Below are 20,750 nucleotides of genomic sequence, written 5' to 3'. Positions count from 1 at the left end.
ATTAATAACCTAAACAGCGAAAAATCAATGTACAGTACTTTAATCGAAATTTTTGGCGAACGCCATTACTGTATGCTACCCTCTGTTTTCCAAGCCATGAGTAGTCAGATTCGCGCCAATATCGAAATGCACATCCCCGTGAGCATTGAAAAGGATGACAGACTTCAAACGCTGATTCCTTTCCATGCCGGACAAATGGGCATGAACGATTTCAGTGCGGAAGTATTTATGGGCGATGCCGAATGTATGAAACGTTGGGACGAATTGGAAAATGACGACCAGGTAATCAATGTTGTCCGGTTGGTGGGTGCCATGACTCGCAACGGTGGAGATTGTAGTTACGGTAGTATTCAGCTTCGCGACAAGATGATGCGTGCCGCAGATGTGAAACAAACCATCGGTCATATAATCTATGCAAACTGCCCGGGAGGAATGGCGAGTGCTTTGCTCGATTTTCGTAAGGCCATCGAATACTGCCATAGCAAAGGACAGAAGGTATATATGTTTTGCGATGGAATTGTAGCCAGCGGTTGCGCATTTGTATCTGCTATGTGCGATGGAACTTACTACTTCAATGGCGATGACATGATTGGTAGTTTGGGCATGTACACTGCTTTTATGACCATGACAGATGGAGATAAAAACCCGTCTACCGGAGAAACCTATCACGAACGTTACGCATCTCGGAGCACCCGAAAGAATGAAGAGGTTCGTGCAGCAGCCAACGGCGATATGAGTGTTCTCGAAAAAGAGTTGGACGAACATCTGGAAGAACTTCTTACCAATCTGAAGAAAGATCGCCCACAAGTAAAAGAGGAGCAGCTTGACGGTGCCATGTTCAAAATGAAAGATGTAGTAGGCTCCCTCGTAGACGGACAATCGACTATGCCGGGACTTGCTACTAAGATTTACGACGATTGGGTGGCTTGCAAGCAGAAGAAGAAACCATCTGGAGGTGGAACAAACGGTAATCAAAATTCAAATTCTAAAAATACCAATGCGATGAGTAAAGAGTACAAAGAAGTGGCCGCCTTTATCGGTGAAGAGCCATACGTGAGTGATAAAGAAGGTAACTTAACCTTGGAAGCAGGTCAAGCGGATGCCTTAGAAGGAAAGTTGGCTACCATTAATTCCTCTAGCGAACAAATGGCTACTGAAAACACCGATCTGAAACAGCAGGTAGAAACCTTGACTGCCAGTGAGAAGTCCTTGAAAGAGGAACGTGATTTATTTGCGCAGCAAGTAGCCGACCTGACTGATAAGTTGAATGCCGCCAACGTTTTGGCAGATCAATACAAAGCATCTTCCGAAGAAGCCACTAAAACCGCATCCGGATTGCAGGAACAGGTAACTACTTTGACAACTGCTAAAGAATCCGCCGAAGCTACTGTTGCTACACAGAAAACCACTATTGAAGAAAACGCTCAAGTGATTGCCGACCAAGTATCGAAAATCACCACTCTGGAGAAAGCTTCTGGAAAATCACCTGATTTGGGCGAGTCTCCTAAAACCAATGGCGCACAAGGTGGTCAATTGACAATGGAAAAAGCTCCGAAGTGGGACCCGATGTTGAGTGCATTGGAAAATAAGAAACGGTTGGATGCTTACAACGAAAAGCTTCGTGAGCGTGCAATGAATGCACATCAATAACCGGAGATAAAACAAATAATAATAACCTAAACATTTTAAAATTATGGCAGAAACAAGAGCAGCCTTTATTGGTGTAAGTGCATTGGAGCAAATCGCTACGAAGTACACGAAGCAAATTGTGATGGGTGGCGTACATTATCGTCCTGATGTGTTCGACCGCATGAAGATCCTGGTATCTACCGGACTCCAGTTCAAAGACGTGAAAACGATTATGAACCGTAAAGGTCATACCACTGTTCGCAAGGTCGTAGGCAAACCGGTAAACAACACAATCGGGTATCTGGAAGAGCGTAAGATGGTAGGCCATTTGGCTATGAACCATTACCTTGACAACAAGGACAACTACAACGAATTGGCGATTGTAGACGGAGTTGATAATGTAAACTACACCTACCCGCTTTCTGAGATTGCTTTTCAGGCAGCAGTAGCCAACTACGGAGAAGACATCTTCGATAACTTGTGGCATGGTGATGATACTATTCCTGACGATAAAACGAATCCGAAATGGCATCTCCGTCTTTATACTGGCTTCATTACCTATCTTCGTCAGGATATTGCGATGAGTCGCATCAGTAAGGCAAACAAGAACTATGTAGAAGTCGAAACGATTGGAAAACCTATTGATGAAAAAGATCCAACTCCATTCAATATTTTCCAAAATTTCCGCATGGGATGGAGCCAAAACCTGCGCAATGCACCGGAAGTTATGCTTTACTGTACGGAAGAAACAGGTGAAGCCATTGCCGATGGATATGGCAACAGCAAGGGAAATAACAAGAGTGTGATTTACAATGAAGAAGCGGGTACTTTCACCATCCCCGGATACAGAAATGTAACTTTCTGCCCCGAAGCATCATTCGGTACCGGAGATTTGATGATTGCTACTGTTCCGTACAACTTTGAATATGGTGTAGATGACAAAGACAGCCGTACCAGTGTATCAGTCCGTGTAGGTAGTGATAACGACCATACAGATATCTCATTCCAGGTACAGTCTATTCAGGCTACTCGCGTAATCAATGTAAACTCTGACAGCTTCTGTATGAGTAACGGTTCTTTGATTCCTAACGACTGTGCAGGCGATTACACCAAAGATGTATTCGTTGTTCAATCTAGCGATACAACTCTGGGTACTGTAACCGTGAATGATGCAGCACCAAACAACGAAGCAGAATACACTTCCGGTGCTGTATTGAAGTTGGTTGCTGCACCTACTTCTACAGGTGAGTTCGTAGCTTGGAATACAGGCGAGAAAACAGCGGAAATTACCGTTGTAACCAAAGGTCAGCCGGGGGCTAGAACTGCAATCTTCAAGAAGAAGACTACATAAATGTAAGTAGAGGGAACCAGGCTTCCATTGAGTAGTCTGTTCCCTTCTTCTTTACGATGCGTAAATCTATTTTAAGTAACAAGTAAAAACTAAGAATATGGCAGAAAATGCAAGTCCTTGCCCTACCATGGGGCATTTTTTAGAGGGAGAACAGTGCTTGGAAAATTTTCCTGGTACCAGTCCTCTTATTTACTTCGGAGTGAAAAGTGAACTTTCCGAACCGATGATATTGACGGACAACGTGTATAGTGCTCCCAAGTTTAAACCAGGAAAAGGTTTGTTCAAATTTGAATGTAAGGATGACTCCAATAGTATTGAAGGTTCTTCTTTAGGAAAACGTGCCGGATATAAACTCACAGTAAAAGCAGTGTTGGATGCTGCCAATAAGATGACATCCAAACTTGGAAGACCTTTGAATAACTTGGATTTGTTCGCAATTATACCTGATGGCGATGATTTCCAAATTGCGTATGACAAAGATCGTAAGTTGGTATTTGATGCTGATGGTATCAAGGCTGAAACAGGTGCTGGCGGAACAGATGCTCGTGTAACAACCATCACTGGAACATTGTCTCGTGTTAAATATCCAATGCTTTATGTTGATATTGATAACATCGACACTCTTCTCGAAGGATATGTTGCCCCAGCAAGTACCTAATCAACAAATCTATTTAATTAGAAAGCCCGGACGCATCCATCAAACGATGCTTGTCCGGGCTTTTTTGTGTTCGCCAAATCCGTGCGAAAAAGCTGTCCCCCGTGCGTCGGCAAGTTCGCCCATATTTGTGGCTACTAAACTGATTTATAAATCAAAAACAAAGGAATATGGAAAAAGTAAAGCTTTACAAAGACATGACTCCGGAAGAACAACTGAAATGGATAACTGATTTTTCCACTTTCACCAAAGAACAGTTACCTATTCTTTGCGCATTGGGTGATGTGTGGGTAGAAAGTAGTATCAAGAGTTTTCAAAAGGGGTTGGCATTGATGAACGCCTTTGCCTATTGTCGTGACTTCATTGATAAATCATTGTTATTTCGTGATTTCTCGCGCCGCGTGAATCTGATGGTAAAGTACACCGACAAGATTAAGGCGGAAATAGGAACGGGAACGGTTATAAGAGGAGCAAATGGAGAAACACTTGCTTATATGCCTGTAACCCAAGCAGCAACTCGCCGCCGTGGTCGTCCGTCGAAAGAAGACATGGATGCAGCTATTGCCGCAGCATCAGGGAATGACCTTGAATTGCAAAAGGCGAAAGCCATTGCCAGTCTTACAGAAAGCGTTATAGTAGCTCCGACAACCGAAGCATCTACTGAAAAAGCCGCTGAAGAAGCTGCAAAGAAAGTAGCAGAGGAATTGGCGAAGAAAGCCGCACAGCCATCTTTGTTCGATCAAGGTGTAAACGCCATACTCGGTGATAAAAAGTTGCATTTCGATCAATTGCAATGGCTGGTAAGCGAAGAACTTCGTGCTGAAATGAAAACAGTGAGTGCGCTTCGTGCAACGGCTGCTTTGGCGAGCGAACAGGCAAAGGCTTTGGAAAAGCGAAATGTAGCCCCGGAGATAATCGAACCTCATACGCGTGCTGCCGCAGAAGCTACGAGTGCTTATCTGGCTATATATGCTCGTGTTGATAAGGAGCTGGCTACGCTATTTGTTACGTTAACCAAAGAACCCGACTTTGGTGAATTCAAGACTCGTATGGAATCATCCGGTCAAACATTGGAACAGTTAATGAATATCCTTCGTCCATACTACGAAAAAATGGGTGGTGAAGCTTTCGCCGCTGAATTGGAAGCATCTGTTGCCGAAGCGAAGGCTGCGGTAAAAACTCCCGAACAAATCAAAGACGAAGAGGACGCCAAGAACGTGGCGGCCGCCAAAGCTAAAACGCTGCATACCATCCGCACCTATATGCTTCGCTCTGATATGAAGGTTACTTCAAAGCGTGTAGAAAAGATGAAAGAGTATTTGGAAGAGGTAAAATCATTGGGTGAACCGACCGAGGAATACGATGTGATTATAGCCAAAGCCGAACAGGAACTTGCCGAAGCTACCGCAGCTAAGAAAACGGGTAAGGCAAAGAAAGAAGAAGCAGGTAAAGAGAAATCTACAGCCGCAGAGGAAGAAGATGCTGACTTAGAAGCAACAGCAGGCATCATCCTTGGAGCGCTTGATACGCCACCTGTAAACACTTCTGTTGATTCTAAAGCAGAAACCACCGAAAAAGAATAAGCCATGTATATTCAACCCTGTTGTATAAACAATGAGTTGCCGCCTATTGCGCGGCAACCGTTCGCCTACTTTCAAAGTAATGGCGATTGGCTCCTGAAAGACCTCATGGCAGCCGTCGGGCAGTTAGTGCCCGATGCCGTTTGTCTGATTACCATCCCTGAAGTGAATGTATTTACGCTTCGAACGCTGAACACCTATTTGGTGAAAGGTTGGTTCAAGGCTCTTTTGTTGGTAACAAACAAACCGCAGACTGAATTGGTAAAAAATGAGTTGGCGGGTAATCTGGATAAGGTATGCTACACGTTCGATTCTCACATTTTAGATGGTGTATTTGCATTGACCGACTTTCATCGTTTCCTGCACATACAGGGACCGTTGTTGCTCGAAACAGACTTTACGCTCTGTATGTACAGCAGCAGCTACGGTACGGATGCCGGATTGTTTAAGTCGGCTACTGAAGCCATTACTCCGAAGTTGAAACTAACCACCGTGCTTCCGAGTAAGAACGAACTGATTGTGAAGTTACTGAATAAGAAATATTGAGTATGAAGGTAAGTGATGGTTATCTTGAATTGGTAGATAAGTTCATCTTCATGGGCACTTCTCTTCGCCACATGCGGATGACAGAGGAGCAGAAGCTTCGCACCATGATAGCCTATGAAGCTTATCAGGTGTGGATGTCGAACAAACAGATCAAGCCAACTGAACTTTGCCGTCGTATCTCTGCCCGCATATACGATGACTTCCTTACGAAAGCGAATCACGATCCTCATTATGCCGAACTATGCGAGAAACTGGGCATCAAACTCGGAAAGCCCCGCGATTACAGCAAGTTAGCAAATGACGTACAGACGTTGGACCACATCATCGGGGTATTCAATCGCCCTACCGCTAACATTGAACGAGCCAAAGTGGAGGATTCCAGCGACTGGCTCATTTCAGAAGGAATGAAGACCGGTAACGGTCGCGACGTGAAAGGTGGTGCCGAATTGAAAATGCGTCTTTACAAGGACTTCGACGAGCAACAGCAAGGTTTCGATGACTTGGCAAATACTGACATCAACATCACCGGCGATGTAGGTGTAGTGAAGCCGGGACGAATCAACCTGACGGACGATGAGAAACGCAATCTCGCTGCTCAATATGGCGTCAGTGAGAAGGAGGTGGAAGACCTTGTACTCAATGATGAAGGAATGTACGAAACAGCTCCGGTGGAGGAAGAGAAAGAACAAGATATTTACGAACGAAATGAATAATCAACAGCCCTTGGGCGGGCTTCATTATAAAGAAATGAATAATTTATGACGGAAGATAAATGTAATAAAGCTGTATCACTCTATAATGAAAGAAGCAAGCTGAATGAAATTCTTGGTAATATTGAGAGTCCAATATGTAAACTATGCTTTATTGAAGGAAGTAGGGATAGTATGACATGGAAAGAAAATATGTACATCAGAGAAATTAAAGAGTTACATGATATATTAGATACACATCATTCGTTGATTATAGGGAAAATAAAACTACGCATTGAAGAAATAAGTAAAGAAATAGAATCATTATAGTTATAACACATATAAACCTAAACCTTTCCTATCATCATGGCCGAACGTCGGGACGTATATCTAAACAAGATTCAGCAACGCATCTACTACTGTGGCGCACGAGATACTCGTGTCATTGCTGCTCGACGTTTTGGTAAAACGGATGGAGTTATCGGGCCGCAAAGCGGTCGTGTAGTACAATCCATGCCGCAAGGGGCGGGTATTTGGGCGGGTAATAGTCGGAAACAACTCTTCACCCGTACCGTGCCCGCGACCATTGCAGCAATCGAACGTTTTTGGGGGCTAAAAGAGGGTGTTCATTTTTGGTGGGGGCAACCGCCAAAATGCTTGAATATTCCCCGTCCCATCATCAAGCCAAAAGACTGGAGCCATTGCATCACCTTCTATAACGGTTTTGTGTGGCATCTCGTCAGCCTCGAAGTACAAGGCTCTGCCAATTCCATGACTGTGAACTACTTTATCGTGGACGAAGCGAGATTCATAAAACGAGAAAAGTTCGTATCAGAGGTGCAACCCGCTCTATCCGGTATCACCCATCCACTTGGTGACTGGCGTTTCTCTGAACAAAATCCCTACTACAAAGGCACGCTATTCGTGAGTGATGCCGCACTTTCACAACGCGATAGCTGGATGGAGAAGGAAGAAGAGAAGTGCAGTATTTCACTCGAAAGTGGCCCATTCAAAGGTCGTAAGCCATCGGAATTACAAGCAGAGTTGGAACATTATTCCGACCGAGTAATTTTCTTCAATGAAATGCTTCGTAGTGCTAAGAAAACAGGGCATTCGGTACAGGTGGTTTCAGAGGAAAAGAGAAGGGAAATACAGCTTGTGGCAAACTGCTGCATGGAGCGGAAAGGAACATTCAAAATACTTCCGCAGCCGGGTATAAGTAAGCGTAACGTTGATATGTTGGTGAACTACAACGTCGTTATAGCATCCGACGCGGAACTATTGTTCAACTATGAGTATCTGATTACAAAGCAGGAATACTTTGAAATGCAAATGATACTCAAGTCGAAAAGCTATGAGAAACGTATCAACGAATTACGTTGCAACACATTTGCCTTCTTCCGGGCCAGTACGCTTGACAATATTGATTTGTTGGGTGTAGATTACATTGCTAAGATGAAGCGCGACCTTTCGCCCATCGTATTTGCTATCTCCATCTTGAACATGAAGAAGCAACACTCTAGTGATGGGTTCTACTCAAAGTTAGATATTGATAATCTTCATGGTTACGTTCCGAGCGATTGTCCGGCTATCGAAATGAGTATGCACAAGCGCATAGCCAGTACGGTGATTGGTGGACAGACGGTGAAGACAGACTATGAAACTATTGACTTTGCCGAACTTCAAAAAGTGAAGAATTGCACTAAGGACGGGGATGTGAATCTCAACCTCCCGTTGCATATTGCCTTCGACTACAACGCGAATATCAACTGGGTAGTGACCGGACAAACATACTATGATTCCGGTTGCGGACGTGAAGCTTTGATGGTTCTTAGCTCCATGTACGTGAAGAATGAACGTAAGCTTCGCGAGTTGGTTCGTGATTGGTGTAAGTATTACGAACCGCACAAAAAGACATGCCGGTATGTTAACTATTACTACGACACCACTGCCAAACATAAGGGCTATGCACTTGAAGCGCAACAAGACTTTAAGGACGTAGTAATAGAGGAATTGACTAATGGTGGGTGGATCGTGAATCCAATAGACATGGGGCGTCCGGCAGAGCACCCGATGAAGCACAAAGACATCAACGAAGCGTTAGCAGGCGTAAGTTACCCGTTTATCCGTATCAATACGGATAACAACGAGTCGCTGATTGTAGCAATGGAGAATACGGCGGTACGTGTGGGAAGTCGCGGATTCGAAAAAGACAAGTCAAAAGAGAAATACATCGAAACAGAGTACGATCCGCTGGAACTCCGAACGGACGGTACCGATGCTTTCGACGTGTTGTTTATGGGCGTGAAGTACTTTCAGACCAATATGACCGGTATTTGTTTGCCGATGACGGGATAACATAAAAAAAGGCTTCCAAACTCGTGGAAGCCTTTTACATACGTCTCAAAATCAATTTGTCACAATTAAATAGAGACTCTATTTAGTTCGCCTGCCAATCGGTGCAGACCATCTACAATTTTTTTAGCTTGTTCCAATCGGGGTTTAGACCTTCCGGCAGCATAGTGGCATAGCTGTTTCTGGTTAATCCCTGTCAAATGTTCTAACGCAGAGAAAGAAAAAATGTTTTGATAAAAGCATAATAAGCTTTGAATATCAAACTTGTACTCAAATATATATTCTCTATCAAAGACGACCGGATATGTTTCATAGTCTTCTTTGGCGCAATCTACGTAGAAGTCTACGCTTTCTTGAACCTCTTTTTCCAATGCTTCAAAATCCCCGGTTACGGCTACTACCCATCCGGGAAGCAAATCACATGAAGCGGAATAGCCTTTCTCTGTACGCGAAACTTGAATTGTTACTTTTTCCATGATCTTTTTTTTGTTGTAAATTAGAGAGAAGGACGGAAGTTATTCCGGAACCTTCTCTGCTAATACTTTGTCTATTAAAAAATACACTTCTATGAAATAGGAAAAGGGGGTGGGGTTAGAAAACTAACCCCGATTGTTCCTCCACACTTTTCAACTCTCTCCCCCAGATGTCATCTGAAGGCTTACCGTTTAAAGTAACTTTCCCTTTTTTAGTGGGATGCTTGAGTTGGCGGTGACTCCCTTTTTGATGAACGATTTCCCAACCGTCATCAAGCAATGCCTTTAGCACTGCACCTGTTTTCAAAACTTTCATAGAACGATTATTTAATTGTGACACTGCAAAGATAGTAGTTTTACTATTACCCACAAACTAAATATACTTTATTAGTAGTAAAATTACTACTATTTAACGAACGCGGCAGAAAATATATACATTGGTGTAAAAAATATCATTTGTCTGATGGATGAATAGCGTTGTTTATCATAAAATAGACCCTCTCATAATACCCTGTGTCGATACCTCAAGTATACCTACTAAGACACCGTCGTCTCGCAGTAGGGATTACCATTTCGCCGTCTCGCAGTAGGCTTTTTTTAGTCCCCTTATTTTCTTGTCACCCCCCCACAAAAGACATTGCATAAATTTGTCATAATGAAACAAAAAATCAGCAACTATGCCTAAACAATCGCAAACAGTAAGTTTCACTCTAATAAGGATGTATACTGAAAAATTCAAGTGGATTGATCCAAAGACAGGGGAAACACGTACAGGGTTCAATCCGCCGGAAAATGCCGGTTTCAAGGAGAGAGTGCCGTTTTTCATCCGCTTTATTACGGAGGAAGGAAAAGTCGTTAGTGGTATGGTCACTTGCATAGCGGTGTACCCCAATCGGTTGCAGCGGCTGGTTAAGTTCGTCGAAAGCGGAGAAAAACGCATTGCTCGCGATTACCTCGTGATTGAAATAGACGGAACCCATTTTTTCACGCATTAATCCCCCGATGAACTACAATGAGCCAAAATAAACCTAAACCTGATAATTCAAGTTCGCCAATCGGAGGTTCCATAAATACGGTTGCGCTGAGAGATGAAGTACAAAAGGCACAAAGCGATGGATATGTAGCCTTACCCATGAGCCAATTGTTTGGCGACCGTGCAGTTCCTAAAGAACCGCAGTGGTCGGATGTGTTGAATACCATGTTCTCTTCGTCTTCCAAAGGCGAAAGCGGTGGCAATCTCTATGCGTCCGTGGGTAAGGAATATCTCATATCATCGTGTGGAACCAAAGGAAAGGGATATATGGAATGGGGATCGGGAAACCGCTTGCCAAATGCCATTGCCCTGCTTACCTCGTTGCTCCCTTATACGGCTGCCGGTGTAAAGTTCAACACCGATACCGCTGCCGGATTAGGTCCGAAACCGAAGTATCGGTATTCGTATTATACCAATGGCGCGCTTGTTACTAAGGAAATTGATTACTCCGATGCTGGTCTTTACCTGGAAGGGCAATTAATAGGAGCTCATGGAGCGTTGGGTGATTTCTACAAGCGCTGCCGTGAAAATGATGTGGACATCAGTAAGAGACTACGCGATACTGATAAATCAAAAGAGACTGCCGGACAAACCTTGCAACCGGCTTCGGCTACAAATAACACCGCTTCGGCTTTCGGCTCACAACCGGAAGGAGCGAGAGATGCTGACGGGAAACTTCTAGCAACCGATGCCGAAATCCGCATCAACCAGCAGATGGAGCAACGGATGTTGAAGCAAGTAGCCGATGCGGAGTTAGCTTACCACATTTGGGAGAAAACGAACAAAGAAGTAAAAATTTTCCTCGAAAACAATAATCTTGACTTGATTTTCCTGGAGCTCTTCAACGATATGTGCCACATGGGTATTTGTTTTCCCGAAATCGGTCTGGAACAGCAAGCTTTACAGGAGAACACTGTATTGTGGAATCCAAAAGTATCGTCTATTAGCCATCGTAGTACGCTCACTTGTCGTCTGGAACGGATGGACGAAGAAAATCACATTAATTATGTGTATGTCAGCAATCGTTGGTTGGATCAGTCAGCAGTGGCTACCGTGACACAGACGCAAGATATTGCTGCATTCCATGCACTCGACCCGCAACGTCCGTTGGCTTCGCTTCGTGCCAAGGTACGTGATACTCGACTGAAGGCATATAATGGGAAAAAAGACGGGCGGGGCACTCCGATTGGAGAACGCCCAACCCGGTTTATTCTTCCTGAATTCTATCCCACAATGGGACGGCCCTACTATCCGCAACCATCGTGGTGGACGGTATTCGGTGGGGAGATTTATAAGTATGCCAGTACGCTGATAGAGAATCGCGTAACTGCCCGTGAGAATAGCAATATGTGGGGAAAAATAATCTATGTACACACGGAATATCTGAACAAACTCTTCTTACAGGAACAGGCGGCCACAAAAGATGAACGTGATAAAATCCGCGATAAGTTATGGAAGGAAATCAATACCTTCCTCAAAGACCGCAGCAAAAACGGATCTACATTGCTTTCGTTCACTTTTACGGGTAATGATGGAAAAGAACATGAGGCATTCCGCATAGTGGATGTTCCGCAAGGGGACAAAGACACTGCTTCTGTCAATAAAACAGAGTTAGCCGAAGCCGCCAGCATTATTTTCTTCGCCCTTGAAATTCATCCGGATCTTATCGGCGCCGTACCCGGTCGCAGCGGAAGTAGCGGCGGAACTTATCAACGAGAGATGTACGAAATGAAAAAACTAATGATGGCACCTACGCAAAATCTTGTGTTGAAAGTACTCGAAATGACGCGCGACTTCAACGAATGGGATTCGCACTTGGTGTGGCCCATCAAGCAGATGTCGCTCACGACGTTGGACAGAAACGCGACAGGCGTTGAAGAAACAAAAGTATAACCCCAAAAACGAATTATCATGCTATTAACCACACCAGAAGAATTACGTTTGTACCTTCCTACTCATGTGATAGATCATATAGAGTCGATGGCAGGGTTCATTGACAACAGTGAGCACGACTTCCTGATGGATAAAATCGGTCGTCCGCTTTACGCCCGTCTTTGTCAGGAATATAAGGCGATGGGAGACAAAATCGTTTTGTCACCGGAAAACGCAGAATATCAGACACCGTGGATGCAATTACTCGTGCTTTGTCAGCGTGCCGTAACGTTCGACGCTTTCTTTCGTGCCGCAGACATTGCAAGCGTCAGCGTCAATGATTCGGGTATCAATGTCATTGGCACCGACGACTACGATCCTGCCAACAAAGATTCTTTGTCCAAATACAAATCTCGTTGTAACATCGAAGCCCACCGGGCAATCGACCGGATGTTGGTTCAACTCGAAGAGTGGGCACAGGAATCAGCTATCGAGGAAGCTCCCGAAGATACAATAACTGACGAAGAAGTACAACGCGTTGCCATTCGTGCGGAAATCGTTGCTCTTTGGCGCAAGAGTCGTTACTATTACCTTGCCGATGGGCTGTTTATAAATACTGCACATAAGTTTAACGAATTCATTGATATCTACGATAGTCGGGAGAAATTTATCCAGTTATTGCCCGATCTTCGTTACTGTCAGGAGATATCTCTTCGTTCGGAACTAGGCGATGATCTTATCGATTCCCTCATAGATAAATATCAGACCGGACAACTGACGGAGATTCAAAAGAAAGCCGTCGTGAATCTGCAACGCGCTTTGGCACTTGCCGTCGAAGCCCGGAATAAAATGTTCAGCCGAAAAGATGCGCGTGACGAAGCCATTATGAACCTTCGCATCGCCATCACATTCATAGCCAAGAATCAGGATGCGTTTCTTCCGGATATTGAGTCGTCACCTATCTACGTCAAACCCAAAGAAAAGGTCAGCGTAACACAACATGGTAGTGCAACCCCTTCCATGATAGGAATGCCGGACCAACCGCAACCGGCTGAAGAACCATGGAGAAACAATCGCCGGGGGGACACATTGTTTGTAACCCCATCTGTCGAGTAATTCAACAACAACCATCGTACCTATGCAAACAAAAGAACGTATAGACCTGCATATGCCCATTAGCTGGAACGCTATGACTACCCGTGAACTGGAAACCATAGCCGGTATTCTATTGAAATCATCCGCCAGCGCAGACGAACGTCATCCGCTCAATTTCAACGCGGCTAAGATAGAGATGTTTCTTGCTCTCACGGAGCTGAAGGTGGTGTCATCCGCCAATCCGGTGAAGCCGATAGAAGAACAGTACATAGTAGTAAGAAGACGCAAAGAGACGGATACATTCAATCTTTACTTGTGGCAAATTCACTACTGGATTCAGGAGTCAATGAAGTGGATGGATAAGAAATCTACGCTTACTCGTTTCCCATATCCTGAATATCGGCATTGGTTTCGGAGATTTATCGGTCCGGGCGCATTGATGCAAAACTTTAAGTGGCGGCAATACCGCATTGCTTGCGACTACATGAGCTATTATTTGATAGAGCAAGATCAGTTGGTTGGCATGAAGTTCCGAAAGAATCAGTCTGCTTCCGAATTGAAAAAACAGACAGAAGTTGTCCGTACAGCAAAGGCAATGTTTCTGGCTACCATTTTTAATGGGCGAGTAAAGTTTGTCGATGCCGAAACTAAACGGATGGTGTGTGATTATGCCTATGTCAGCAATCAGAGTACAGACCATCTAAAAAGCTTCAAGGTTTTCCCGGATGCAAAGTTCCAATGCATTCTTTTTTGGTGGGCAGGAATGATGAACTATTTGCAAGGGAAGTACCCTAAAGCATTCAAGGAAGAAAACCCGAAGCGGCAAGCGATGGTGAACCCGTTGGATCTATATACTCGTACTACTGCTGTGATGGAAAAGTATCTGGGCATCAATGAGGAAAAGTTGAATCGTGAAACTTATACGGTAGTCTTGCAGCATATCAATGATATGGCGCGTGAGCAGGCGGAAATGGATAAGTTGAATAATAGATAAAAGGAGGATAGTATATGGACGAATTTAATGAACTTCATTCGAAGATATTATCTGAAATAAAGAAGAATGGTTCTTGCGTGGAAGGATATGAGGATATATTTCGTTCAAGTTCTATATCTGAAATTTCGAAACACGTAAAGAAATGGTGGAATGAAGTGCTTGATATGCACTTAGAAAGTTCGCTTCATCTTTTTAGTGATTTTTTTAGCAAGTTCGAGAAAGAATTTAATACCAATGGAATATACTTCAATCAAGATGCTCCAGAGGGATATGCGATAATTTATAATGGAAAAGCTCGTTTGAGCGGGAATGCTTTAGGACGTTCATTTGGATGTTCGCAAGTAGAGACTGTTGATTCTTCATCATTGATATCCTTTGGAAAGACAAAAGTAAATGTCCGTGATTGCTCCAAAGTAGAATTGAGAGAACAGAGTAGTGGGGTGATGTACGATGAAAGTGAAGTGACGGCATACGATTCGGTATATGTTGTCTGTCAAGGAGGTAAAACCCTTCATTTGGCGGGAACAACAATAGCAGAAGTACATCACTGTGGCAGTATCTATGCCTACGGTGATTCTCGAGTTAAAAATGTAAATCCACGCATGGAACGCAGGATTTATTTATACGAGCAAAGTTCAATGATTTAAAGGTATAAGCTATGAATGATAGATTAGCGGTAATGATTGGCGATGAGTATCTGAATTTGCCGGATGACTTTTCGATAGATATTGAAGATGTCAATCCTCTTTTCAACGAAGGAGATGCTTTCAGTTATCCTACAACGGTACCATTGGAAACCAATCGGCATGTTTTGAAAAATATAGATGACATTCAAAGCGATAAGCGATTAGTAGATTTTGATAATAAAGATATGACCATTATCGCAGATGGAAACATGTTTCGCACGGGCAAGGTTCAAACTTCAGAAGATGAAGAGTTGAAAGATGAAATATCTTTCTCGATGGTGTCCAACATTCGCACATTTTCTGAAATGATTGGAGATTTAAGTTGTCCTGACATTCCGGTAAAGGATAAGATTCAGATAGGAGAGTGTATAGGGAATGTGCAGATGGATGTGAGTTTTAGATATCAATTGTATTTCCATGCAAAAGATGAATGGTGATTTTTTATAATACAAATAAATATGAGTAGTGGTGGTAGTAGAGAGTTTTGGGGGACATTGGTGAATCCTAAAACTATAAATATTAAAGAAACTTATGAATTACAAGCATTAGGTTATTCCGTACCAGTGGTCTATAAAGAAAATCCCAATACGCATCAAGCAATTGCTGGTAATCAGTATGAAAAGACATTCATAAATGTGGTGAATGCCTATAATATGCCTGATTCAGAGCATGGATTGTCTATAACTCCTTATGTGAATGCCCGTGTTTGTTATAAACATTATCAGAAAGCATTAGATGGAAAGTCATCTAGTGATTCTGTTAGTACGGGAGAAACGTATGATCCGTATTTCGTTTTACAAGCTGATCGTCCATCAAGCGGGATTTGTTTTTATATCCTTTATTTTTTAGACTGTTTATTTAATCATTTAGGATTAGTATACGATCAGAAAGATTTGATGTCAGTAGGTGATTTAAATAGGTTGTGCTTTTTTACGACAAAGTGCAAATATTCAACGGAACGGAAATATAATAAAGACTACATTGATAACAATGGGAAAGAAGTCAAAGTGTTCGATTTGAACAATCTCAATGCCATTAATGCGTGGCTTGGTTCACGTAGAACAAAAGCCTATTTAGAGACAAAATACGACATACAGAAGGATTTGAATAGTGCTGTTGTTAATGGACAATACTATGAAGTTGGTGGACAAGGTTATCAAAACGGAATGCAGGCTACTATTCGTGAAATTAGATATGAGTTGAATGGTGAACCATCTATTAATGTATCAGCCAATATAATGAAAATGTTTGCTAATTCAGATAATTTCCCAGATGTTTCTGTTAGTACTATTATTGATTCACTTTGGGCTTCGTTCGGAATAAAGTTTATGATAGATTATGATAAACAGACGGTAAAAGCAAAGTTGATTAGAAATGTTTTAAGAGATAAGGATACACCTATACGGATAAAGTGTAATGTAATATCTGTAATAAAAAAATCGGAAAAGATTACAGGATTCAGAATGAAGTATAGTGCTGAAAGTGATAAGAAGGAAAAATTGAATAATATAAAGAATCGTGTATATGATTATGATACGACCTACGATTACGAAGATTATTCAAAAGTAGATTACTCAAAGTCTTATGTTGATATTATTCAAAAAATAGGAGGGTCGGATAAAACATGCTATATTGATAAAAATACGGGTAATCAATATCGAATTAAAGTGAATGGCGATGCGACTACAGCCAGCGAGTTGCAACCTGCTATTTTTGAAGTAGCTCAATGTCATGGCGTAGAAATTGGAGATTGTTCTCTTGAAAACGATGATTTTATTGAGGAACTTGCTAGTGAATTTGAGCCGTTGATTATGAATGATGTAAATGGGAAGAATGAAAAAACTGTCACATCGGGTAAATCATCTTCTATGATAGATGAAAAAACTGGAAATTCTTACTCTGTTTCAGGCCCATCTTCTGGTAATATGCGTCAAATATTGGCAGCTTTTGTGGATGAAGAAATGTGGCATGAAAATATTACTTTCAAAATACAAAATTTATTAGGTTCGGATAATGCAAATTTCTATTTGAATGAAGTTATAGCTACCGATGAATGCTATGATCCCAGTAGTACCGAAGATGGGAATTCTCCCCTTCAACACCATGATTGGGGTTTGGCAATTTCTATTATGCGTGGGGGAGGATCTACTTCAAAGCTTGAATCGTATGATTACAATTATGATGGCATGGGAAGTAGTAAGTGGCGCATGAAGTCCGGCGAATATCAAATGGGATTGGATTCAATAGATAATTGGGGTAATGATTTCGACTATAACGGTACCCAACCCGGTATAGGAGATGATGAGCGATTCTCGTTGAAAATACGTGCTTATGCCCCAATAACGGATAGTGATGGCAGCATTTTGTGTAAAGCAGACAGGTACGATCAGAACGGCAATATGGTAGAGCGTATTGCCAGTCGGGGATTATTTGACACCTTTATGAGTGAGTATGCTCACTTCGTGAAGAATCGCAAGAAACTGGAAATTAAAATTAGATGCGAATCTGCGGAACTTAGTAATATCCAATGGGATAAACGGTATGATATTGGTGGAAATGTAGGATGGATAAATAAGTTGAAATATACGTTGTCTTTAAAAAGCGGGATAAGTGAGGTTACAATCGAAATGTATGTATTATAAAAATAGAGTATTTTATGGCAAAGTCTATTGTTTTATCATCCGGAAGTTTGTTGTGTGGAAGTCCTATTGTTTTTAGCGTGATGCCAAACACTATTAACGAACGAGCTACTTTCCATCGTGTTAAAATGGAAATATCGGCAGCATTGAGTACTGACTCTTCTTTTGATAATTATATTCAAAGTGCCAAAGCAAAAAACGGGGTAGAGGTTGCTTTCGATGTATCTTCTACACTTCGCAGTGTAGCTAGTAAGTATGTATACGAATATCAGACAACCGATAGAGTTTACCCATATCTGATTTATGAATTGAAAGTCTATGATGAATACATGATAGATGGCATACTTCACGAAAAAGAAGGAGTAATGAGCTATGGTTCAACTCTCTATGCTTATATTGGCGAATTTACAGACATAGAACGCTACTTGTCTAGCTCTTCAAAATCGGTACAGCGTTTTTCGAGGAAACCAAAATTAGGTGAGGTGTGTGCTACCGATGAATTACTTTTGTATCCCACCACTTTGTTAGAACCTGCATTGATGGATAGTGTAATTACTACTGGTCAAAAGGTCAATGTCCGTTCTCTATCAGGCTTATCTGGTGTCAATACGTTCGACGGACATACTGTTTACGTAGTACCTTCATCTTCCAATCGTATTCAATTCCAGTTTGTAAATAAATTGGGGGTTGTTGAAAGTATTTCAGTTGAAGTGAGGAAGTCATTATCTTATGAAACTATTACCGAAACGGACACAGTTTCTGTCCCAAGTGCTTTTTGTCCTGGTAGAAGAATTCTCTCTCGCAAAGGAACAAAGCAACAGACTTATGCAATGTCTACAGGTGCCTTAAATGAAGATTGGGCAGATTGGTGGATTAATGAGTTTTTGGATTGTACCAAAGGAGCATGGGTTAAAATGGAAGGTATTTGGGTTCCTTGTGAAGTGATTCCTGAAGATACAATTATTGTTTCTGATGAAACTACAGGCGAGTTATGTACTATCAACTTTACTATTCGTTTAGCTTTGTCAGGTGGATTCCGAAATAGATTATAAAATAGTATGTCACCACTTTGTTATTAGCCTTTATTACTTTCGTAGCAAGATAAAATAGATAAGGCTTTTATGGCAAACATATATTCTACTCCTTCAGATTATTGGATAAAGCCCGGTGCTTTTACAATATCGCTTAATGCGTTGGATAATCCACAATACTTACAAGCATCTGTGCTTTCAGGTGCTGTGATTATGGCATATAAATCAGGTGTTATAGGATACGATTCTTCTCATAATTACAGGAAATGGAATTTGGAAGCTTACAATAATTTATTCGATAATACTTCTGCAAAATTTATATATGCTCGTTTGGATAGGGAGGAAGATTCTAATCAGGCTTTGATTGTATACTCCCCAGAGAAGTTAGATATTGTAGGTAAAATCGAGAATGATGAAAATAGCGTTGAAGATACTTGTCATTTCTTTATTTATTTAGGTTCTATTTCGTCATCTGTAAATAAGAATGGAGAATCTATACCTCGTATATGGGATGAGTCTTATAACTCTGGAACATTGGCTACGGATCAAGCTATTAGAGAAGAATCAAAGACTGAATTATCAAAAATGTTTCGGTTGAACGAAATTACAGGGATGATAGATGTATTCAAAACGATAAGTGAAGCGACTATTAATATCGTCCGCATTGGTAAGAAATTAATACTTGGAGGGAAGGAAATTACAGATGTAAAAAGGAGTACTGATAGCGAAGATGATGTTCCGGTAGGAGATGATAATTTAACGACTAGTAAGTATGTATCAAAGACAATAAAAGAATGTTCTATTAGCAAAATCAACGACGACAAAGCCGCCGGTCATATCACTTTCGAGCAAGGTATACATGTAAAAGGAGGAACAGTAGGTGATGGTCAATCTATCTTAGAGGATCAAAACAGCATATTAGAGGAAGGAAATGGGATCATTGAAGAGTCATTGTCTGCTCCGGCTCCAGTAACTTCCACCTTGGGAGGATTGGATAATGTCAATGACATCGTAGATATCCCTTCCAATAAGGATGTTGTATTAGTTAAGAAAGCAGGTAGTCTTGAATGGACACAGGAAGATAAGACTGTAAACGACACTATCCCTGAGGCTCCAAAAGACGGCAAACAATATGCGCGTCAGGATGGTGGATGGTCCGAAGTAAAGGATACTCCTGTTGATATGCCTACAAAGATATCTCAACTGGAGAATGACGCTAATTATATTCAGGATGCTCATTATATCCACACTGACAATAATTTCACAACTGCTCTTAAAAATCAGTTGTCAGACCTGAATAGCGAATTTTTAAATACTGACAATAAGAACAATTACGTAAAGGCTAGGAGATTTTTTGCAAAAGCATTTGAAAACATCGACGCTCCTTGGGGCTTTATGCGTTACTTGAATAACACTCCTGAATTAACAGCCACTACCGTTAAAGTTACAGCAATAAGAAGTGATTTTAATGGAAATCCGATTGATAACTCTTACGTTACTATATCCGCTGCTACTCAATCTCTTGCAGGTATAATGACCGCAGCAGACAAAAAGAAGCTGGACGGTATAGCAGAAGGAGCTACTAAGGTTATTATTGATTCGGCATTGAGTGCGACAAGTCTTAATCCTGTTCAGAACAAAGTAATATCCTCTAGTATTACCACTTTAGGAAACAGAACAACCGTTCTTGAAAACAATTATTCGACTCTCAATACCAATTTCTCACCGATCAAAAATGCTTTTGATAAAAGGGGAACAAAGGACGGATTTTTGATATTGGGTGATAATGGGATAATATCATCTCAGTTTCTACCTTCCTATGTTGATGACGTACTAGAAGTATATGCTACTTATGATAAGTCGGCTACCGGAGTATTGTCTAATATTAAGTTATATACTAATTCTACTCATACGACTGCTGTTGTTCCTGAAACAGGGAAGATATATATTGATATTACAACAGGTAAACCGCCTTATCAATTCAGGTGGTCCGGCACTACATATATAGATCTGAATACTGGTGGTCTAATTCTTGGCACAATCACCGGTACTGCTTATGATGGAGGAGAAGGCAGTAAAAATAGAGCAGCTATTAACAGTTTACCCGATAGTTTGATAACTA

Annotated in this window: 18 protein-coding genes and 1 pseudogene; 17 read left to right on the top strand and 2 right to left on the bottom strand. The window is 41.7% G+C overall.

Annotated elements, in window-relative coordinates; all coding sequences use genetic code 11:
• The first annotated feature begins 27 nt into the window (after positions 1-27).
• The 8 genes from PHO71_RS08515 to PHO71_RS08480 all read left to right on the top strand — a co-directional run bounded on the left by PHO71_RS08515 (position 28) and on the right by PHO71_RS08480 (position 8,808).
• Positions 28-1,650, top strand: a complete 1,623-nt coding sequence (locus PHO71_RS08515) for a hypothetical protein (RefSeq protein WP_300201709.1) — start codon at positions 28-30, stop codon at positions 1,648-1,650.
• Positions 1,651-1,693: 43 nt separating this feature from the next.
• Positions 1,694-2,980, top strand: coding sequence for a hypothetical protein (locus tag PHO71_RS08510; protein ID WP_300201706.1), 1,287 nt, complete (start codon positions 1,694-1,696; stop codon positions 2,978-2,980).
• 97 nt (positions 2,981-3,077) lie between these two features.
• Positions 3,078-3,638, top strand: coding sequence for a hypothetical protein (locus tag PHO71_RS08505; RefSeq protein ID WP_300201704.1), 561 nt, complete (start codon positions 3,078-3,080; stop codon positions 3,636-3,638).
• A gap of 167 nt (positions 3,639-3,805) precedes the next feature.
• Entirely contained in the window at positions 3,806-5,218 is a 1,413-nt protein-coding gene (locus tag PHO71_RS08500) for a hypothetical protein (protein WP_300201701.1), read from the top strand.
• 3 nt (positions 5,219-5,221) lie between these two features.
• Positions 5,222-5,761, top strand: coding sequence for a hypothetical protein (locus tag PHO71_RS08495; protein WP_300201698.1), 540 nt, complete (start codon positions 5,222-5,224; stop codon positions 5,759-5,761).
• A 2-nt stretch (positions 5,762-5,763) separates the two neighbouring features.
• The gene (locus PHO71_RS08490) at positions 5,764-6,474 is read left to right on the top strand and encodes a hypothetical protein (protein WP_300201695.1); all 711 of its coding nucleotides are present in this window, start codon (positions 5,764-5,766) and stop codon (positions 6,472-6,474) included.
• A gap of 45 nt (positions 6,475-6,519) precedes the next feature.
• Positions 6,520-6,780 carry a hypothetical protein gene (locus tag PHO71_RS08485; protein ID WP_300201692.1) on the top strand — a complete coding sequence of 87 codons (261 nt, stop codon included), beginning with the start codon at positions 6,520-6,522 and terminating at the stop codon, positions 6,778-6,780.
• A gap of 36 nt (positions 6,781-6,816) precedes the next feature.
• On the top strand, positions 6,817-8,808 hold the full coding sequence (locus PHO71_RS08480; RefSeq protein ID WP_300201690.1) for a hypothetical protein: 1,992 nt from the start codon (positions 6,817-6,819) through the stop codon (positions 8,806-8,808).
• 65 nt (positions 8,809-8,873) lie between these two features.
• Here PHO71_RS08480 and PHO71_RS08475 read toward each other — a convergent pair whose 3' ends face one another.
• Together PHO71_RS08475 and PHO71_RS08470 are read right to left on the bottom strand one after the other, a co-directional pair.
• Positions 8,874-9,281: a hypothetical protein gene (locus PHO71_RS08475; protein ID WP_300201687.1), complete on the bottom strand. Its 408-nt coding sequence runs from the start codon at positions 9,279-9,281 to the stop codon at positions 8,874-8,876.
• Positions 9,282-9,396: 115 nt separating this feature from the next.
• A complete protein-coding gene (locus PHO71_RS08470; RefSeq protein ID WP_300201684.1) occupies positions 9,397-9,648 on the bottom strand; it encodes a type II toxin-antitoxin system HicA family toxin in 252 nt (83 codons plus the stop codon).
• Positions 9,649-9,955: 307 nt separating this feature from the next.
• On the opposite strand from PHO71_RS08470, the gene PHO71_RS08465 reads away from it, so the two are divergent.
• The 9 genes and pseudogenes from PHO71_RS08465 to PHO71_RS08425 all read left to right on the top strand — a co-directional run.
• On the top strand, positions 9,956-10,273 hold the full coding sequence (locus PHO71_RS08465) for a hypothetical protein (RefSeq protein ID WP_300201681.1): 318 nt from the start codon (positions 9,956-9,958) through the stop codon (positions 10,271-10,273).
• A gap of 17 nt (positions 10,274-10,290) precedes the next feature.
• Positions 10,291-12,204: a hypothetical protein gene (locus tag PHO71_RS08460; RefSeq protein WP_300201678.1), complete on the top strand. Its 1,914-nt coding sequence runs from the start codon at positions 10,291-10,293 to the stop codon at positions 12,202-12,204.
• Between the two features lie 18 nt (positions 12,205-12,222).
• Entirely contained in the window at positions 12,223-13,299 is a 1,077-nt protein-coding gene (locus tag PHO71_RS08455; protein WP_300201676.1) for a DUF6712 family protein, read from the top strand.
• A 22-nt stretch (positions 13,300-13,321) separates the two neighbouring features.
• Positions 13,322-14,272: a hypothetical protein gene (locus PHO71_RS08450; protein ID WP_300201673.1), complete on the top strand. Its 951-nt coding sequence runs from the start codon at positions 13,322-13,324 to the stop codon at positions 14,270-14,272.
• A gap of 14 nt (positions 14,273-14,286) precedes the next feature.
• The gene (locus PHO71_RS08445; RefSeq protein ID WP_300201670.1) at positions 14,287-14,919 is read left to right on the top strand and encodes a hypothetical protein; all 633 of its coding nucleotides are present in this window, start codon (positions 14,287-14,289) and stop codon (positions 14,917-14,919) included.
• 11 nt (positions 14,920-14,930) lie between these two features.
• Entirely contained in the window at positions 14,931-15,395 is a 465-nt protein-coding gene (locus PHO71_RS08440; protein ID WP_300201667.1) for a hypothetical protein, read from the top strand.
• 21 nt (positions 15,396-15,416) lie between these two features.
• Complete coding sequence (locus PHO71_RS08435) at positions 15,417-17,600, top strand: hypothetical protein (protein ID WP_300201664.1); 2,184 nt, start codon at positions 15,417-15,419, stop codon at positions 17,598-17,600.
• A 14-nt stretch (positions 17,601-17,614) separates the two neighbouring features.
• Positions 17,615-18,649, top strand: a complete 1,035-nt coding sequence (locus PHO71_RS08430; RefSeq protein ID WP_300201661.1) for a hypothetical protein — start codon at positions 17,615-17,617, stop codon at positions 18,647-18,649.
• A gap of 69 nt (positions 18,650-18,718) precedes the next feature.
• Positions 18,719-20,750 (top strand): annotated as a pseudogene (locus PHO71_RS08425) (hypothetical protein); the annotation flags it as partial.

The organism is Bacteroides sp. (genome assembly GCF_028690125.1).
GTDB lineage: Bacteria > Bacteroidota > Bacteroidia > Bacteroidales > Bacteroidaceae > Bacteroides.
This window is presented reverse-complemented; position numbering and strand designations above follow the sequence as displayed.

Bases quoted from the DNA above. Each gene is read 5' to 3' on its own strand.
- PHO71_RS08515 (WP_300201709.1), top strand. From the start codon at position 28: ATGTACAGTACTTTAATCGAAATTTTTGGCGAACGCCATTACTGTATG.
- PHO71_RS08510 (WP_300201706.1), top strand. From the start codon at position 1,694: ATGGCAGAAACAAGAGCAGCCTTTATTGGTGTAAGTGCATTGGAGCAA.
- PHO71_RS08505 (WP_300201704.1), top strand. From the start codon at position 3,078: ATGGCAGAAAATGCAAGTCCTTGCCCTACCATGGGGCATTTTTTAGAG.
- PHO71_RS08500 (WP_300201701.1), top strand. From the start codon at position 3,806: ATGGAAAAAGTAAAGCTTTACAAAGACATGACTCCGGAAGAACAACTG.
- PHO71_RS08495 (WP_300201698.1), top strand. From the start codon at position 5,222: ATGTATATTCAACCCTGTTGTATAAACAATGAGTTGCCGCCTATTGCG.
- PHO71_RS08490 (WP_300201695.1), top strand. From the start codon at position 5,764: ATGAAGGTAAGTGATGGTTATCTTGAATTGGTAGATAAGTTCATCTTC.
- PHO71_RS08485 (WP_300201692.1), top strand. From the start codon at position 6,520: ATGACGGAAGATAAATGTAATAAAGCTGTATCACTCTATAATGAAAGA.
- PHO71_RS08480 (WP_300201690.1), top strand. From the start codon at position 6,817: ATGGCCGAACGTCGGGACGTATATCTAAACAAGATTCAGCAACGCATC.
- PHO71_RS08475 (WP_300201687.1), bottom strand. From the start codon at position 9,281: ATGGAAAAAGTAACAATTCAAGTTTCGCGTACAGAGAAAGGCTATTCC.
- PHO71_RS08465 (WP_300201681.1), top strand. From the start codon at position 9,956: ATGCCTAAACAATCGCAAACAGTAAGTTTCACTCTAATAAGGATGTAT.
- PHO71_RS08460 (WP_300201678.1), top strand. From the start codon at position 10,291: ATGAGCCAAAATAAACCTAAACCTGATAATTCAAGTTCGCCAATCGGA.
- PHO71_RS08455 (WP_300201676.1), top strand. From the start codon at position 12,223: ATGCTATTAACCACACCAGAAGAATTACGTTTGTACCTTCCTACTCAT.
- PHO71_RS08450 (WP_300201673.1), top strand. From the start codon at position 13,322: ATGCAAACAAAAGAACGTATAGACCTGCATATGCCCATTAGCTGGAAC.
- PHO71_RS08445 (WP_300201670.1), top strand. From the start codon at position 14,287: ATGGACGAATTTAATGAACTTCATTCGAAGATATTATCTGAAATAAAG.
- PHO71_RS08440 (WP_300201667.1), top strand. From the start codon at position 14,931: ATGAATGATAGATTAGCGGTAATGATTGGCGATGAGTATCTGAATTTG.
- PHO71_RS08435 (WP_300201664.1), top strand. From the start codon at position 15,417: ATGAGTAGTGGTGGTAGTAGAGAGTTTTGGGGGACATTGGTGAATCCT.
- PHO71_RS08430 (WP_300201661.1), top strand. From the start codon at position 17,615: ATGGCAAAGTCTATTGTTTTATCATCCGGAAGTTTGTTGTGTGGAAGT.